This is a genomic window from Streptomyces mobaraensis NBRC 13819 = DSM 40847 (genome assembly GCF_017916255.1).
Taxonomy (GTDB): Bacteria; Actinomycetota; Actinomycetes; order Streptomycetales; family Streptomycetaceae; genus Streptomyces; species Streptomyces mobaraensis.
This window is the reverse complement of record NZ_CP072827.1, coordinates 2777001-2792834: the sequence shown is the minus strand read 5'-3', so window position 1 is coordinate 2792834 and position 15834 is coordinate 2777001. Positions and strand designations below refer to the sequence as shown.

Here is a 15834-nt window from a genome sequence, read left to right as displayed (position 1 = left end):
ACGGCTCAGTAGTCGTAGCCCAGCAGATCGTGCTCGCTCGTCCGCGCCTCGCGCCCCGGGTTGGGACCGAGCGTGATGATCGGCAGCGAGGGCGGCCCGGTCGGCTCCGGCGGCTCCGTCGGGAACGAGGGGCGCACCGGCCGCGACGGGGGCGCGGTCGCCGTGGGCCTGCGCGGGGGTGCGGAGGTGGCCGGCGGCGGACTGGAGGACGGCGGGGGCGCGGAGGTGGTGGGCGGCTCCGGGGGCGGGCTCTCGGCGCCCTGCTGGACCTCCAGGTCGAAGTCGTGCGCGGGCGTGCCCTCCAGCGCGTCGGCGGTGTACGTGGCCCAGATCTGTGCCGGGTAGCCGCCGCCGTTGATGCGCGGCAGCCCGGTGGCGCCGTACAGCGGCTTCTGCTCGCCGCTCTCGGAGTCCTGGCCCATGACGGCGACGACGGTGGCCAGGTCGGGGGTGTAGCCCGCGAACCAGGCGGCCTTGTCCTCCTCCGCGGTGCCGGTCTTGCCGGCCGCCGGCCGCCCGGCGGCGCGCGCGGCGGCGCCGGTCCCGCCGGGGCTCTCGACCACGCTCCGCAGCACGGCGGTGGTGGTGTCGGCGGCCTCTCGGGGGACGGCCTGCTTCCGCTCCTGCCGGTCGGGCAGTTGAAGGTTCTCGCCGCCCTTGGTGGCCTTCTCCACCAGCGTGTACGGGCCGTGCCGCCCGTGGTTGGCGAGGGTGGCGTACGCCTGCGTCATGTCCAGGACGCTGGCGGTGGCCGGCCCGAGGGCGATCGAGGGGGACGCGGTCAGGTCGGGTGTCTTCTCGGGGATGCCGAGGGAGACGGCGGTCGCCTTCACCCGCGACGGGCCGACGTCCTCGGCCATCTGCGCGTAGACGGCGTTCACCGACAGGTCGGTGGCCTTGGTGACGGTGATCGGCCCGTAGCTGCGGTCGTCCTCGTTCGCGGGGGCGTAGCCGACGGGCCCGTCCGGGCCCTGCACCGGCCGCTTGTTCGTGCCGTCGTACACCGTGAACGGGGTGATGGGCCGGCCCTGCTGGGTGGTGGAGTCGTTCTGCACGGCCGAGGTGAAGACGAACGGCTTGAAGGTGGAGCCGACCTGGTAGTCGCGGCGGGTGGCGTTGTTGACGTACTGCCGGGTGTAGTCGATGCCGCCGTAGAGGGCGACGATCCGGCCCGTGCGCGGTTCGATGGAGGCGCCCCCGGCGCGGACGTAGGAGTCGGTCTTGCGGGAGTCGCTGAGCTCGTCCATCAGCTGGGACTGCACCGCGTCGGCGAACGCCTTCTGCTTCTTGCGGTCGATGGTGGTGGTGATGCGGTAGCCGCCGGCGGCCAGCGTCTGCTCGTCGACGATCTTGTTGCCGGTGAGGTAGTCCTTGACCGCCTCCACCAGGTAGCCGCGCTGGCCGGACATGCCGAGCCGCGGCTTGCTCTTGCCCGGTGCCGGGAACCGCACGGCGGCCCGCTGCTCGCGGGTCAGCCACTTCTTCTTGACCATGCCGTCGAGGACGTAGTTCCAGCGGGCCACGGCCCGGGGCTTGTTCTCCGGGTGGGCGCCGACGTCGTACGCGCTCGGCGCGTTGAGCAGGGTGGCGAGGTAGGCGCCCTGCGCGACGTCCAGCTTGTCGGAGTCCTTGCCGTAGTACGCCTGGGCGGCGGCCTGGATGCCGTAGGCGTTGCGCCCGAAGTAGCTGGTGTTGAGGTAGCCCTCCAGGATGTCGTCCTTGCCGGACTCGCGGTCCAGCTTGATGGCGATGAAGAACTCCTTCACCTTGCGGCTGATGGTCTGTTCCTGGCCCAGGTAGTAGTTCTTCACGTACTGCTGGGTGATCGTGGAGCCCGACTGCTTGCCCTTGCCGGTGACGGTGTTCCACGCCGCGCGGACCATCGCCTCGGGGTTGACCGCGGACTCGCCGTAGAAGTCGCGGTCCTCGGCGGCGAGCACCGCGTGCTGGACGGCCTTGGGGATGCGGCTGAGGGGCACGCTCTCCCGGTTGACCTCCCCGTCGCGGGCGAGCTGGGTGCCGTCCGCGTACAGGAAGACGTTGCTCTCGGCGGTCGCCGCCTTGTTGGCGGCCGGGATGTCGACCAGCGTGTACCCGGCGATCAGGCCGCCCGCGAGGAGGAGGACGACCAGCAGGAACCCGCCGAGCACCATGCGCCACGTGGGCAGCAGCCGTCGCCAGCCGGTGCGCTTGCGGGGCCGGGCGGCGTCGCCTCTCGGCGCCCAGCCCGGCGGGTCGTCACCCCTGGCACGGGTGCGGTGCTGTGACTGCTCGTCGCTCATCTTTCCCGGAACTCCTCGGCCCGCCGCCGGGGTTGCGGCCACGGCGGACGGTGTCGGTCAGGCGGTGCCGCACGACCCGGCAGCGCTGCCGTGCTTCCCGGAAGCACTGTCGCACCACCGGTCCCGGCCGGAGGGATCCAGCGCCCCCGTACGGCGCGGTCAGGTCCGTTCGGCGGCGGGCGACCACTCCGAGGGGTGAATAATCCATGGCACGGGACTGAGGGATACGGCTACGCTCCTGCGCTTCGGGATTCGGCCCGGCCGGTCGGCGGACTGACAAGGTTCAACGAGACGAGGGGGCGTGGGATGCGGCTGTACGCCGCCGTCGCGGTGAGCGGCTTCCGGCGCCACGCCACGTACCGGATGGCCACCGCGGCCGGGGTGTTCACCAATACGGTCTTCGGATTCATCCTCGCCTACACCTTCATCGCCCTCTGGGACGAGCGCCCGCACCTGGGCGGCTACGACCGGGGGCAGGCCCTCACCTTCGTCTGGGTCGGCCAGGCCCTGCTGGCGGCGGTCTCGCTGCTCGGCGGCGGATTCGAGCAGGAGTTGCAGACGCGCATCCGCAACGGCGACATCGCGATCGACCTCTACCGGCCCGCCGACCTCCAGCTGTGGTGGCTCTCCGCCGACCTGGGCCGGGCCGCCTTCCAGCTGCTGGGCCGCGGGGTGGTGCCGCTGACGGCGGGCGCTCTCTGCTTCGAACTCACGCTCCCCGGCGACCCGTTGCGCTGGCTGCTGTTCCTGTGCGCCGTCACGCTGGCCGTCGTGGTCGGCTTCGCGCTGCGCTTCCTGCTGGCGCTGTGCGCCTTCTGGCTGCTCGACGGCGACGGCGTCATCATGATCGGCCAACTGCTGTGCGTCTTCTTCTCGGGCACACTGCTGCCGCTCACCGTCTTCCCCGGCGCCTTCGCCGACGTGGCGCAGGCCCTGCCGTGGTCCGCCGTCCTCCAGGTGCCGGTGGACGTGCTGATCGGCCGGTACGCGGGGGCGGGCCTGGCGGGCGCGCTCGGCTTCCAGGCCGGCTGGGCGGCGGTGCTGCTGGCCCTGGGCCGGCTGACCCAGGCGCGGGCCACCCGGAAGGCGGTGGTCCAGGGTGGCTGAGCGCACGGCCCGCCGCGCGCACGCCGTCCGCGCGTACCTGCTGATCGCCGGGATGTGGGTGCGTTCGACGATGACGTACCGCGCGTCCTTCGTCCTCATGACGATCGGCAACTGCGTGGCGGGCGGCCTGGACTTCCTCGCCATCCTGCTGATGTTTTCGCACATCGACGCCCTGGGCGGCTTCACCCTCCCCGAGGTCGCGCTGCTCTACGGCGCCACCTGCACCTCCTTCGGCCTCGCTGACCTGATCCTGGGCAACGCGGAACGCGTGGGGCAGCGGGTGCGCGACGGCACGTTCGACACCCTGCTGGTGCGCCCGGTGCCCGTCCTCGCCCAGGTGGCCGCCGACCGCTTCGCCCTCCGCCGGCTGGGCCGGACCAGCCAGGGGCTGGTGGTGCTGGGCTGGGGCGCCGCCTCGGCGGACGTGGCCTGGACGCCGCTCAAGGCGCTGTTCCTGCTGGTGACCGTGGTCGCCGGGACGGCGATCTTCTGCGCCGTCTTCCTGGCCGGGGCGGCGTTCCAGTTCTGGGCGGCCGACGCCTCGGAGGTGGCCAACTCCTTCACGTACGGCGGCGTCACGCTGCTCCAGTACCCGCCGACGGTCTTCGCCCAGGACCTGGTGCGCGGCGTGACGTTCGTCGTCCCGCTCGCCTTCGTCAACTGGCTGCCCGTACTGCGGCTGCTGGGCCGGGACGACCCGCTGCACCTGCCCGGATGGGTGTCGCTCTGCGGGCCGCTGGTGGCGGTGCTACTGCTCATGCTCACGGGGTTGGTGTGGCGGGCGGGCCTGAGGAGCTATCGGAGCACAGGGAGTTGAGAGTGGACGAGCAAGGAGACCCGGACCGGGCGTTCATCCGACTGGACGGAGTGGAGAAGGTCTTCCACGTCCGCAGGCGCGCCGGACTGCTGCGCCGCGAGCGGCGCGAGGTCAGGGCCGTCGACGGCCTCTCGTTCCGCGTACCGCGCGGCGAGATCGTCGGCTACATCGGCCCCAACGGCGCCGGCAAGTCCACGACGATCAAGATGCTCACCGGCATCCTCATGCCCAGCGGCGGCCGGCTGCGCGTCGCCGGCATCGACCCGACCCGCGACCGCACCCGGCTGGCCCGCCGGATCGGCGTCGTCTTCGGGCAGCGCACCACCCTGTGGTGGGACCTGCCGCTGCGCGACTCCTACGGCCTGGTGCGCCGCATGTACCGCATCCCCGACGCCCGTTACCACGCCAACATGGAACGCTGCGTCGACCTGCTCGACCTGGGCGACCTCCTCGACGTCCCCGTCCGGCAGCTCTCCCTCGGCCAGCGGATGCGCGGGGACATCGCGGCGGCCCTGCTGCACGACCCCGACGTGCTCTACCTGGACGAGCCGACGATCGGCCTCGACGTGGTCAGCAAGGCGAAGGTGCGCGGCTTCCTCCGCGACCTCAACGCCGAGCGCGGCACCACCGTCCTGCTGACCACCCACGACCTGACCGACATCGAGCAGCTGTGCGGCCGGGTGATGGTCATCGACCACGGCCGGCTGGTCTACGACGGCGGACTGGACGGCCTGCACACCGTGGGGGAGAGCGAACGGATGCTCGTCGTCGACCTCGAACGCGAACTCCCGCCGATCGACGACGTCCCCGGCATCCGCGTCGACCGGGTCGAAGGCCCCCGCCAGTGGCTGGCCTTCCCGGCGGCCCGCAGCGCCGCCCCCATCGTGGCGGCCGTCGCCGAGCGCTACCCGCTGGTCGACCTCTCGGTGCGCGAACCGGACATCGAGCAGGTCATTGCCCGGCTCTACGCCGATCGGCCGAGTCTGTGACGCCATCAGGCCCTACCCTGTGGTCATGACAAGCGAACGTCCTGAGATGCGCGCCTCCGACGCCGAGCGCGAGCGCGTCGCCGAGGCGCTGCGTACGGCCGTCGCCGAAGGGCGGCTGGACATGGAGGAGTTCGGGGAGCGTCTGGACGCGGCCTACAAGGCCCGGACCCACGCCGACCTCGCCCCCCTCGTCCGCGACCTGCCGGCCGCCGGGACCGAACTCGCCGTCCCCGCCTCGGAGGCCCTCGCCGCCACGGACGAGAGCTGGGAAGGCCGCATCGGCGGAACCCCGTCCTCCAAGGGCGCCGTCGCCGTCATGGGCGGCTTCCAGCGGCACGGCCGGTGGACCGTGCCCCGGATGTTCACCGCCTTCACCTTCTGGGGCGGCGGCCAGATCGACCTCCGCCAGGCGCACTTCGAGGGCCGCGAGGTGACGATCCGCTGCATCGCGGTGATGGGCGGCGTGGAGGTCGTCGTCCCTCCGGACCTGGACGTCGAGGTCAACGGCCTCGGCCTGATGGGAGGCTTCGACTCCAAGGGCACGGGCACGGGCTCGCCCGGCTCGCCGCGCGTGCGGATCACGGGGTTCGCGTTCTGGGGCGGGGTGGGGGTGACGCGGAAGGAGCGCGGGGACAAGCGGTCGAGGATGTCCTTGGAAAAGGGCAATTAGCCCGTCCGGCGTTTGAGGACAACCGCGCGGAGCGCGGTTTCGGGGGTGCGGGGGCGCAGCCCCCGCGAGAAACGGGAAGGGGCGGGGCTGGGGCAACCCCCTCCCGCCCCCGGGGCGGCCTAAAGCGCCGCATCCACCGGCCGCCCGACAAGCGCGCCGAGATCGACAGCCTCGGCCATCCGCTGATACCCCAGATCATTCGGATGCAGCCGATCCCCACTGTCATAAGCGGGCAGCAACCGCTGCGGAGCGGCCGGATCCCGCAGCACCCGGTCGAAATCCACCACGGAGTCGAACACCCGCCCGGCCCGGATCTCCGCGTTCACGGCCAGCCGCACAGGCTCCTGCCGCGCCGGCACCACCCCCAGGTGCCCGCCGAACGGCGTCAGCGTGGACCCGACGACCACCAGCCCGCGCGTGTGCGCCCGCGCCACCAGCCGCCGCAGCCCGTCGACGATGCGCCGGGCGTCGAGCTGCTGCGGGCGCCGCAGGATGTCGTTCACCCCCAGTTCGACGACGACGGCCCGGACGCCCGTCCGTCCGAGCACGTCGCGGTCGAACCGGTCGAGCGCGCTGGGATTGTTGGGCCGCTCCCGGCCGCCGCGGTTGCCGAGCAGGATGCGGTTGCCGCTGATGCCTTCGTTGAGCACGCCGTAGCGCGGAGCGTCCGGCTCGGTGCGCAGCCGCTCGGCCAGGTGATCGGTCCACCGCCGGTTGGCGCTCATCGTCGAGTTGACGCCGTCGGTGATGGAGTCGCCGATGGCGACGACCGAGCCCGCCGCCTGCGTCCCCCAGACGTCGAGCCCGGTGACGTACCGCCAGTAGGGCGTCCGGACGGTGTACGCCGCGCCGTCGACCGCCTCCGTCCGGTCGCCGCGCGCGAGCCACGAGACCTGCCGGGCGTGCGGGTGCAGCGTCACCGGCCCGGACGGCTCCGCCGCGTAGAGGGTGACGAGCAGGTCGGACGCGGGGGCCACGGTGAGCGGCACGGGGTCGCTGACGGCGTCCCCGCCGGCGGGCACGCTCACCGCGCCCTGGCCGCCGAACGACAGCCGCCGCATGGTCCCGGGCACCGCGGCGGCCGTGCCCGGCCCGGCGGAGACGGCGAGCGAGGCGTGGGTGAGGCGCAGCGGCCGGTTGCCGAAGAGGTTGGAGAGGTGGATGCGGGCGCCGGTGCCGCCGACGCTGGTGTGGATCACATTGCGGATGGACGTCCCGGGGAGCCCGGCCGGCGCCCGGGGGTCGGCGGCGGCGGGCGCGGCGGCCCAGGAACCGGCCCAGCCGCTCACCGCGGCGGGCGCGGCGGCCGTCCGCCTGCGCTGCGGTTCGTCGCCGCTCGTGGTGCCGCCCGCGGTCCCCAGGAAGATCGCCGCGGAGACCAGGGTGACGACGGCCACCAGCGCGGCGAGCAGGGCTCCGGCGGCGCCGCGGGACAGAGGGGGCCTGGTCATGCGGGAAGTCTCCTGAACGGCGGGCGGACGGAGCGGGATCCGGGCGGGCCGCCGGGGAAGGCGCCCATGAGGGTGCCGCCGCGGCCCGGTCGCCGGGTCCATGATCCCACGCGGGTCGCGGGGGCTCCGGGCGGCCGGACCACCGGTGCGGACCGGCCGCGACGTGTCAGACGGTGGGAACTACCGGGCCGTTCCCCGAGTCGAGCGGGTAGAGAGGAAAGAGCTTTCCCGAGCGGGACGGGGAAACCTCTGAGGAAACGCGAACGGGTGGTACGGATGAATCGGTCCCAAGGGGACGCGGCGGCGGGCGCCGAAGGCGGTGGAGAGCCGTCCGGAGGCGGGCGGCCCAGGACGGGGGCGACGGGACCGGCGGGGGCGACGGGACCGACGGGGGCGACTGGGCCGACAGGAGAGGCAGGAGAGACAGGCGAGGGTCTGCCGGGGAAGTCCGGTGGGAAGCCGCTCCGGGAAACACCCGGAGGGACGCCGGGAAGGCGGCCGTCCGAAGGAGTGATGCCCGCGAAGGAGCGGCCTGGAACGGGAGCGGCGGCGGGGGCCGCGCCGGGGCCGGAGCGGCCCGGCACGGGAGCGGCGTCGGGGGCCCCGCCGGGGTCGGAGCGGCCCGGGGCCGGGACCGGCTTCACCTACAGCGAGGCCGACGAGCGCAAGCGCCGCGGCGTCCGCCGGATGAAGACGTTCGCCACCGGCCTGCTGCTCGCCGTCGCCCTCGTCTACGCCCTCGCCACCTGGGCGAAGTCCTCGGGGGCCGTGGGCGCGGGCACCTGGGCGGGCTACGTGGCCGCCGCCGCGGAGGCGGGCATGGTGGGCGCGCTCGCCGACTGGTTCGCCGTCACCGCGCTGTTCCGCCGCCCGCTGGGCCTGCCGATCCCGCACACCGCGATCATCCCGACCAAGAAGGACCAGCTAGGACAGAGCCTCGGCGAGTTCGTCGGCGAGAACTTCCTCTCCGGCGACGTCGTCCGCCGCCGGCTGCGCGCCGTGGGCATCGGCTCCCGCCTCGCCGCCTGGCTCGCCGCCCCCGAGCACGCCGACCGGGTGACCGCCGAACTGTCCACCGCCCTACGTGGCGCCCTGCGCGTCCTCCGCGACGCGGACGTGCAGGCGGTGGTCGGCGAGGCCGTCACCCGGCGGGCCGACGCCCAGGAGATCGCCCCGGGCGTCGGCCGGATGCTGGAGCGGATCATCGCCGACGGCGGCCACCACAAGGCCGTCGACCTGGTGTGCGCCCGCGCCCACGACTGGCTGGTCGCGCACGGGGACTCGGTCATGCACGCCGTCGCCGGCGGCGCGCCCGGCTGGACGCCGCGCTTCGTCGACCGCAAGGTCGGCGAGCGGGTCTACAAGGAACTGCTGCGCTTCGTCACCGAGATGCGCGACATGCCCGAACACCCGGCGCGCGGCGCGGTCGACCGCTTCCTCGCCGACTTCGCGCACGACCTCCAGTCCGACCCGGACACCCGGGCCCGGGTGGAGCGGCTGAAGTCGGAGATCCTGGGCCGGAGCGAGGTGCAGGACCTGATCGCGTCGGCCTGGAGCTCCGTCCGGGCGATGGTGGTGGCCGCCGCCGAGGACGAACGCAGCGAACTGCGGCTGCGCACCCGTACGGCGATCCTCTCCCTGGGCGCCCGGATGACCGCCGACGAGCGGCTGCGCGCCAAGGTCGACGGCTGGCTGGAGGACGCGGCCGTGTACGTGGTGACGACGTACCGGGACGAGATCACCTCGCTGATCACGGAGACCGTGGCGAGCTGGGACGCGGAGCAGACGTCCCGCAAGATCGAGGCGCACATCGGGCGGGACCTGCAGTTCATTCGCATCAACGGCACGGTGGTGGGTGCGCTGGCGGGCCTGCTCATCTACTCGGCGTCGCGGCTGCTGGGGGCGTGAGGCCCGGGGAGGCGCGCCCCTCGCCCCTTTCGCCGCTCAAGCCCGTACGGCCGTCTCCCAGTCGACGCGGAACCGGTGCAGGTGCCCGAACATGCGCTCGGGGTCGGGAAGGGCGAAAGTGCCGGATCCGGCTCCCGATCCGGCGCCGGCCTTGGCCCGGTTCGTCGCGGCGGCGGCCCGGCCGACGGCCTCCACGCGGGGCCGGCGCAGCCGCTCGTAGGCGGCGAACGCGTCGGCGACGGGCAGGTCCCGCAGGCAGCGCGCGAGTTCGAGGGCGCTCTCGACGGCGAGGGACGCGCCCTGCCCGGAGCTGGAGGACGGCGCGTGGACGGCGTCGCCGACCAGCACCATCGGGCCGCGGTGCCAGTGCGGCACGGACGGCACGCGCTCCATCGGGCCGGTGGCCATCAGGTCCTCCGGTCGCGTCCGGGAGATCAGCGCCTCGCCGGGCACGTGCCCCGCGTACAGCTCGCGCAGCCGGGCCAGCCAGTCGGCGGCGGGTACCCGGGCGACCTCGGCCGTGGTGAGGGGCTCGGTGCGGGGGAGCGCGGCGAACCAGCACACGCGGCCGTCGGGCAGCCGCCAGTGGCCCAGGAAGGCCCGCCCGAAACCGAAGTGCATCACGCCCGGTTCGACGGGGAAGTCCGGGTCCTCGTCGACGAGACCGCCGAAGCTCAGCACCCCGCCGTACTCGGGTCCGGGCGCGCCCGGGTCGATGAGCGAGCGGACGGTGGACCGGATGCCGTCGGCGCCGATCAGCACGTCCGCCTCGGCGGTGCTGCCGTCCGCGAAGAACGCGGTGACGCCGCGCGGCGTCCGCTCGGCGCCGACGAGCCGGCTGCCGTGGACGAGGGGGACGCCACGGGCCACCGCGTGGTCGGACAGCGCCCGGAACAGTTCCGCGCGGCGCATCGCCAGGGTGGGCGGCAGTCCGGGGAAACCGTCGAAGCGGGACAGCCGGCCACCCCGCCCGTCCTCCAGCGCGACCGAGGGCACCGGGTGCCCCACCTCCTGGACGGCCTGGTGCGCCCCGACGGTCCGCAGCGCCTCCAGTCCGTTGGGGGCGATGGTCAGCATCGCCCCGATGCCGTCGGCGGGCGCCGGGCGGGCCTCGTGGACGGTGGCCCGTATGCCGGCCTCGGCCAGGGCCAGGGCCGTCACGGGCCCGGCGATGCCGCCACCGATGACGAGGGCGGTGCGCGCCTTGTGCATGTGCTTCTCCTCGCTCGTGTCCGCTGGCTCGATAGTTGCAGTGAAACTAGTATCAAGTCAACTAATTACGGCAGCGATACGATCCTGCTCATGACGACCCCCGTCCGCGACTCCCCGCTCGCCCTGACCGTGCTGGCACTCCTGCACCAGCAGCCACTGCACCCGTACGGGATCCAGCGGTTGCTGAAGCAGTGGGGGAAGGACAAGGTCGTCAACGTCGGCCAGCGCGCGAGCCTGTACCGGACGATCGAACGCCTCTGCCGGGCGGGCCTGATCACCGTCCAGGAGACGGGCCGCGACCAGGCGTACCCCGAGCGCACCGTCTACGCCCTCTCCGACGAGGGCCGCCGGGTCGCCCGGGAATGGCTGGACGAGATGCTGGCCGTCCCCCGGCAGGAGTTCCCCCGCTTCCCGGCGGCGCTCTCCAACCTGATGATGGCCGCCCCCGAGGAGGTGGCGGCGGCGCTCCGCCGCCGGGCGGACACGCTGACCCGCACCCTCAAGGAACTGGACGCCGAACTGGCCGACCAGGCGGACGCGTTCCCCCGGGTCACGGCCCTGGAAACGGAGTACCTGCGTGCGGTGACGGAGGCGGAGGAGCGGTGGATCCGCGCGATCCTGAACGACATCCAAACGGGGAACCTGACCTGGACCCCGGCCACTGTCAGCCCGTCCGGCGTTTAAGGGCAGCGCGCGAAGCGTGCTGTGGGGGGCGTGGGGGCTCGCCCCCACAAGAAACGGTGAAAGGGAGGGACCGGGGCACCCCCCAAAAAACCACCCACCGGGCGCGGGCAAAACCACCGGGCGGGGCGAAACCCCCGAACAAGCATCACCACCTAGGGTCAACGCCGTGTTGAAGAAACGTCCCACCCTCCTCTGGCTCCTAGCCCCCTACGTGCTCTACCTGGCCACCCTCCCCCTGGCGAACCGAGTCCACCCCACCCCCCTAGGCATCCCCTTCCTCTTCTTCTGGCTGCTCCTCGCAACCCTCCTCACCCCCCTCACCGTCTGGCTCGCCTGGCGCGGCGACCGCAAGCGAGGCCGAGTGTGAACGCCGCCAACGCCGCCAACGCCGCCAACGCCGCCAACTCCACGATCGCGACCACCGTCTTCGGCGTCTTCATGCTCCTCACCGTCGCCCTGGGCCTCCTGGCCGTCCGCGGCCGGGGCAGAGGCGGCGGCATCGCCGAGTGGTCGGTGGGCGGCCGCAGCCTCGGCACGGTGATGATCTGGGTGCTGATGGCAGGCGAGGGCTACACGAGCTTCAGCTACCTGGGCGCCGCCGGCTGGGGCTACAACTTCGGCTCGCCCGTCCTCTACGTCATCGCCTACCTGTCCTGCGGGTACGCGATCGGCTACGTCGTCGGCCCGACCCTGTGGTCGTACGCCCGTCGGCACGGCCTCGTCTCGATCACGGACATGGTCGCCCACCGCTACGGCCGCCCCTGGCTCGGCGCCCTGGTCGCGGTACTGGCGACCGTCTGCCTCCTGCCGTACATCCAGCTCCAGATCACGGGCATGGGCGTCGTCGTCTCGACCATCTCCTACGGCGCCATCAGTCTCGACTGGGCCTACTTCATCGCCTTCGCCGTCACCACGGCCTTCGTCGTGGTCAGCGGACTGCGCGGCAGCGCGTGGGTCTCGGTGCTGAAGGACGTCCTCGTCATCGGCACCCTCGCCTTCCTCGCGATCTACGTCCCGCTGCACCACTTCGACGGCTACGGCCCGTTCCTCGACCGGCTGGTGGCCGAGAAGCCGCAGTGGCTCACCCTCAGCGGACACGGCGGCAGCGGACTCGGCGCCACCTGGTTCGCGACCACCAGCTTCCTCAACTCGCTCACCGTCGTCATCTTCCCCACCACGGTGGCCGGTTACCTGGGCGCGCGGAGCGCCGACGCCCTGCGGCGCAACGCCGTCCTGCTGCCGTTCTACAACGTGCTGCTCTTCGTGCCCATGCTGCTCGGCATGGCCGCGATCTTCGTCGTGCCCGGCCTCACCGGGGCGGGATCCAACCTCGCGCTGTTCAAGCTGGTCGTCGACTCGTTGCCGGCCTGGCTGGTCGGGGTGATCGGGGTGGCGGCGGCCCTGTCGTCGATCGTGCCGATGGCGGTGTTCATGCTGGTCATCGGGACGATGTGGGGCCGGAGCGTACTGGGCGCGGTGCCCGCCCTGACGGGCCGGCCGCGGCGGCAGCGGTTCGCGGCGCAGACCGTGGTGGTCGTGGCGGGCGCCGCGGCGCTGATCCTGACGTACGCCGCGCCCAACACGCTCGTCCGGCTGTCGCTGATCTCCTACGAGGGCATGGCCCAGCTCGTCCCCATGATCCTGCTGGGCCTGGTGTGGCGGAGGATGACGCTGTGGGGCGCGCTGAGCGGACTGGCCGTGGGCGGCGCCCTGGTCTGCGCGCTCGTCTTCACCGAGCACGACCCTGTGAGCGGGGTGAACGCGGGAGCGCTGGCGCTCGGCGTGAACCTCGTCGTCGCGCTCGCGGTCTCGTGGCTGGGACCGAAGCCGGCGGACGACCGTCCGGACGCCGACGTCCTGGCCTCGGACCCGGGCCCCGAGGAGTCCGCGGCAGCCGGGACCGGACGAGTGCCCGCGGCGGACGGGGCCTGAACGGGCCCTGAACAGGGCGGACGGGCCTGCCGACTGCGTTGTCAGTGGGGCCGTCTACTATCGGAACGACTGAAGGGCCGACCGGGCCGATGGGACCGACGGGACCGACCGGATCGGCCGACCGGTCCGACCGGATGGAGGGGGGAGCACGATGAGGCGCGTCATCCGCACACACGTCGCCATGTTCCTCGCCCTGTTCGCCGAGCTCCTGCTCGCGCAGTGCGGACTGCTGAGCATCCTGATGAGCGCGGTGGCCGTCGCCTCCACGACCGCCGTCGCGGCGGCCCTGACGGTACGCGCCGTCCTGGTGGCGGCGGTCCGCACGGGCCCGCTGACCCCGACCCGAATACGCACCGCGATCCGGGACAGGGAACTGCGCACGGCCTTCCTCGCCCAACGCGACCCCGACGCCAGGGGCCGCCGGCGCCCGAGGGCGCCCGGACGTCTCGTCCTGACGGCCGCGTAGCCGCCCCCCGCCGCTCCGGCGAGGGCCTCACCGCCCCCAGCCGCGTGCGCGCACCGCCCCCGAAGCGGCGGTGCGGCACGGGCGACACGACGTGTCCTCCCGGCCGAGCCGTTCGACGGCACGGCCGGGGACGACCCGTCTCCCCGCCGGAGCACCGCACGCCGACCCCCGCCCCGAGGGGCGGGCCCGACGGCGAGGAGCGACGCGGCTCGTCACGCCGAACCCGACGGACCGGTGACGTGTCGGCCACGACGCCGACCACGACGTTCATGACGCCGACCACGACGTTCATGACGCCGACCACGACGTTCACGACGCCGACACCACCGGTCCGCCGTACCGAACCCCGGCACGACGAGACCCCGTGGAGGGCTCCGCCCATGTCCTTTTTCGCGCCCTTGGGTGCACTCCTGTCCCATGTCGCCGACGCGCTCGAACCCGCCTTCGGCGCCTCGGCGACGGCCGCCACCGTCGTCCTCCTCACCCTGTGCGTACGGCTCTGCCTGCACCCCTTGTCCCGGTCCGCCGCCCGCGGCGAACGGGCCAAGGCGGCCCTCGCCCCGCGACTGGCCGAGCTCAAGCGCAAGCACGGCAAGGATCCGGAGCGGCTGCGGCAAGCGACGGCCGAGCTGTACGCGGAGACCGGCGTGTCCCCGCTGGCGGGCTGCCTGCCCATGCTCGTCCAACTGCCCGTCTTCTACGTGATGTACCACCTGTTCTCGACCGGATCCGGAGGTGACCTCCTCGACCACACCCTGTTCGGCGCCCCGCTCGGCGGCCGGTGGACGAACGCGCTCGCCGACGGTGGCCCGCTGGGTTCGCACGGCCTCGTCTACCTGGTCCTGTTCGCGGTGGTGGCCGCCGCCGCCACCTGGACGTTCCGGCGCGCCCGCCGGACGGCCGCCGCGACGCCGCTCCCCGCCGCCGACGAGTCCGTCCCGGGCGCGGAGGCGGTCGCCCTGGCGGCGCGGATCTCGCCGTTCCTGTCCTTCGCCACCCTGATCACCGTGGCGGTCGTACCGCTCGCCGCGGCCCTGTACGTGGTGACGACGACGCTGTGGACGGCGGCCGAAAGGGCGTACCTCCACCGGGACCGGTCCGGGGCCGACCCTCAGACGCGGAACGAGCCGGCGGCCGGCTCGGAGGGCGAGCCGGGGGCCCGCCACCCCCGTCCCACGACCGGGTGAAGAAGCGGGTGGCGACGGCCGTCCGAAGGCCGGTCGTCGCCGTCCACAGGCCGAAACGCCCCTTGCCGACCGCACCCAGGATCTTGGACGATCGACCGGTCGTGTATGACGCACCGAGTGCGGCGGACGCATCGAGTACATCGAGCGCACCGAACGCACAAAGCGCACCGGGCCCGCGCATCACGCACCGAGTTCGCCGAAGTACCGGAGGGTTGGACCGATGAAGCTGCTCCGGGTCGGCCCGGCGGGGGCGGAGCGCCCCGCGCTGCTGGACGAGGAAGGCACGCTGCGCGACCTCTCCGCGCTCGTCCCTGACGTGGACGGCGCGCTGCTCGGCGACCGCCCGCTGCTCGCCCACATCCGTGCGGCCGTCGGTGCGCGCGTGCTCGCGGCCCTGGACCCGGCGGGCCTGCGCGTCGGCCCGCCGGTGGCCCGGATCGGCAAGATCGTCTGCGTGGGGCTCAACTACCGTGCCCATGTCACCGAGATCGGCGCTCGCACGCCCGCCGAGCCGGTCCTCTTCCTCAAGGCTCCGGACACCGTCGCCGGCCCGGACGACCCCGTGCTCGTCCCGCCCGGCAGCCGGAAGACCGACTGGGAGGCCGAACTCGCCGTCGTCATCGGCCGCACGGCCCGTCGGCTGACCACGGACGAGGAGGCGCTGGCCGCCGTCGCGGGCTACACCATCAGCAATGACGTGTCCGAACGCGCCTACCAGCTCGAACGCGGCGGCCAGTGGGACAAGGGCAAGAACTGCGAGACGTTCAACCCGCTCGGCCCCTGGCTCGTCACCGCCGACGAGGTGCCCGACCCCCAGGAACTGACGATCCGCGCCTGGGTCAACGGCGCGCTGATGCAGGAGGGGAGCACGGCGGACCAGATCTTCCCCGTGGCTCATCTCGTGCGCTATATCAGTCAGTTCATGACGCTCTACCCTGGGGACGTCATCAACACCGGCACCCCGGCAGGCGTCGCCCTGGGCCGACCCGAGCCCAAGCCGTACCTCCGCTCCGGAGACGTCGTCGAGCTCGCGATCGACGGTCTGGGGCGGCAGCGGCAGCACCTCAAGGACGGGTAGGGCGGCGGTCTCCAGGGCGGCGGGGCGGGGTGCGTTCGGGGGAACAGGCGC

14 protein-coding genes are annotated in these 15834 nt (G+C 73.1%); 11 read left to right on the top strand and 3 right to left on the bottom strand.

The genetic code is table 11. The features are described from left to right. Positions 1 to 5 precede the first annotated feature (5 nt). The gene (locus J7W19_RS11725; RefSeq protein ID WP_210455329.1) at positions 6 to 2282 is read right to left on the bottom strand and encodes a transglycosylase domain-containing protein; all 2277 of its coding nucleotides are present in this window, start codon (positions 2280 to 2282) and stop codon (positions 6 to 8) included. Positions 2283 to 2588: 306 nt separating this feature from the next. Between J7W19_RS11725 and J7W19_RS11720 the strand changes: the two genes are divergently transcribed. The 4 genes from J7W19_RS11720 to J7W19_RS11705 are packed head-to-tail and all read left to right on the top strand — an operon-like array spanning position 2589 to position 5865. Continuing rightward, complete coding sequence (locus J7W19_RS11720) at positions 2589 to 3389, top strand: ABC transporter permease (protein ID WP_004952473.1); 801 nt, start codon at positions 2589 to 2591, stop codon at positions 3387 to 3389. Between the two features lie 52 nt (positions 3390 to 3441). Beyond that, the gene (locus J7W19_RS11715) at positions 3442 to 4206 is read left to right on the top strand and encodes an ABC transporter permease (protein WP_078588229.1); all 765 of its coding nucleotides are present in this window, start codon (positions 3442 to 3444) and stop codon (positions 4204 to 4206) included. 2 nt (positions 4207 to 4208) lie between these two features. Further along, the gene (locus J7W19_RS11710) at positions 4209 to 5195 is read left to right on the top strand and encodes an ABC transporter ATP-binding protein (protein WP_004952466.1); all 987 of its coding nucleotides are present in this window, start codon (positions 4209 to 4211) and stop codon (positions 5193 to 5195) included. 25 nt (positions 5196 to 5220) lie between these two features. Beyond that, a complete protein-coding gene (locus tag J7W19_RS11705) occupies positions 5221 to 5865 on the top strand; it encodes a DUF1707 SHOCT-like domain-containing protein (RefSeq protein WP_210455328.1) in 645 nt (214 codons plus the stop codon). 119 nt (positions 5866 to 5984) lie between these two features. Here the strand turns inward: J7W19_RS11705 and J7W19_RS11700 are convergent, their stop codons facing one another. Next, positions 5985 to 7316: an SGNH/GDSL hydrolase family protein gene (locus J7W19_RS11700; RefSeq protein WP_004952458.1), complete on the bottom strand. Its 1332-nt coding sequence runs from the start codon at positions 7314 to 7316 to the stop codon at positions 5985 to 5987. A 513-nt stretch (positions 7317 to 7829) separates the two neighbouring features. On the opposite strand from J7W19_RS11700, the gene J7W19_RS11690 reads away from it, so the two are divergent. Beyond that, entirely contained in the window at positions 7830 to 9224 is a 1395-nt protein-coding gene (locus J7W19_RS11690) for a DUF445 domain-containing protein (RefSeq protein WP_004952455.1), read from the top strand. A gap of 36 nt (positions 9225 to 9260) precedes the next feature. On the opposite strand, the gene J7W19_RS11685 is transcribed toward J7W19_RS11690, so the two are convergent. Further along, positions 9261 to 10436 (bottom strand): FAD-dependent monooxygenase, encoded by a 1176-nt coding sequence (locus J7W19_RS11685; protein ID WP_004952453.1) that lies wholly within the window; start codon positions 10434 to 10436, stop codon positions 9261 to 9263. 90 nt (positions 10437 to 10526) lie between these two features. On the opposite strand from J7W19_RS11685, the gene J7W19_RS11680 reads away from it, so the two are divergent. The 6 genes from J7W19_RS11680 to J7W19_RS11655 all read left to right on the top strand — a co-directional run bounded on the left by J7W19_RS11680 (position 10527) and on the right by J7W19_RS11655 (position 15783). Next, positions 10527 to 11120, top strand: a complete 594-nt coding sequence (locus J7W19_RS11680) for a PadR family transcriptional regulator (RefSeq protein WP_004952449.1) — start codon at positions 10527 to 10529, stop codon at positions 11118 to 11120. Positions 11121 to 11286: 166 nt separating this feature from the next. Further along, complete coding sequence (locus J7W19_RS11675) at positions 11287 to 11487, top strand: DUF3311 domain-containing protein (protein ID WP_004952446.1); 201 nt, start codon at positions 11287 to 11289, stop codon at positions 11485 to 11487. A 71-nt stretch (positions 11488 to 11558) separates the two neighbouring features. Beyond that, the gene (locus J7W19_RS11670) at positions 11559 to 13052 is read left to right on the top strand and encodes a sodium:solute symporter family protein (protein ID WP_051072731.1); all 1494 of its coding nucleotides are present in this window, start codon (positions 11559 to 11561) and stop codon (positions 13050 to 13052) included. Positions 13053 to 13203: 151 nt separating this feature from the next. Next, entirely contained in the window at positions 13204 to 13518 is a 315-nt protein-coding gene (locus J7W19_RS11665; protein ID WP_004952441.1) for a DUF6412 domain-containing protein, read from the top strand. A 380-nt stretch (positions 13519 to 13898) separates the two neighbouring features. Continuing rightward, positions 13899 to 14705: a YidC/Oxa1 family membrane protein insertase gene (locus J7W19_RS11660; RefSeq protein WP_106429744.1), complete on the top strand. Its 807-nt coding sequence runs from the start codon at positions 13899 to 13901 to the stop codon at positions 14703 to 14705. Between the two features lie 220 nt (positions 14706 to 14925). Continuing rightward, positions 14926 to 15783 carry a fumarylacetoacetate hydrolase family protein gene (locus J7W19_RS11655; RefSeq protein WP_004952436.1) on the top strand — a complete coding sequence of 286 codons (858 nt, stop codon included), beginning with the start codon at positions 14926 to 14928 and terminating at the stop codon, positions 15781 to 15783. Positions 15784 to 15834: the final 51 nt, after the last annotated feature.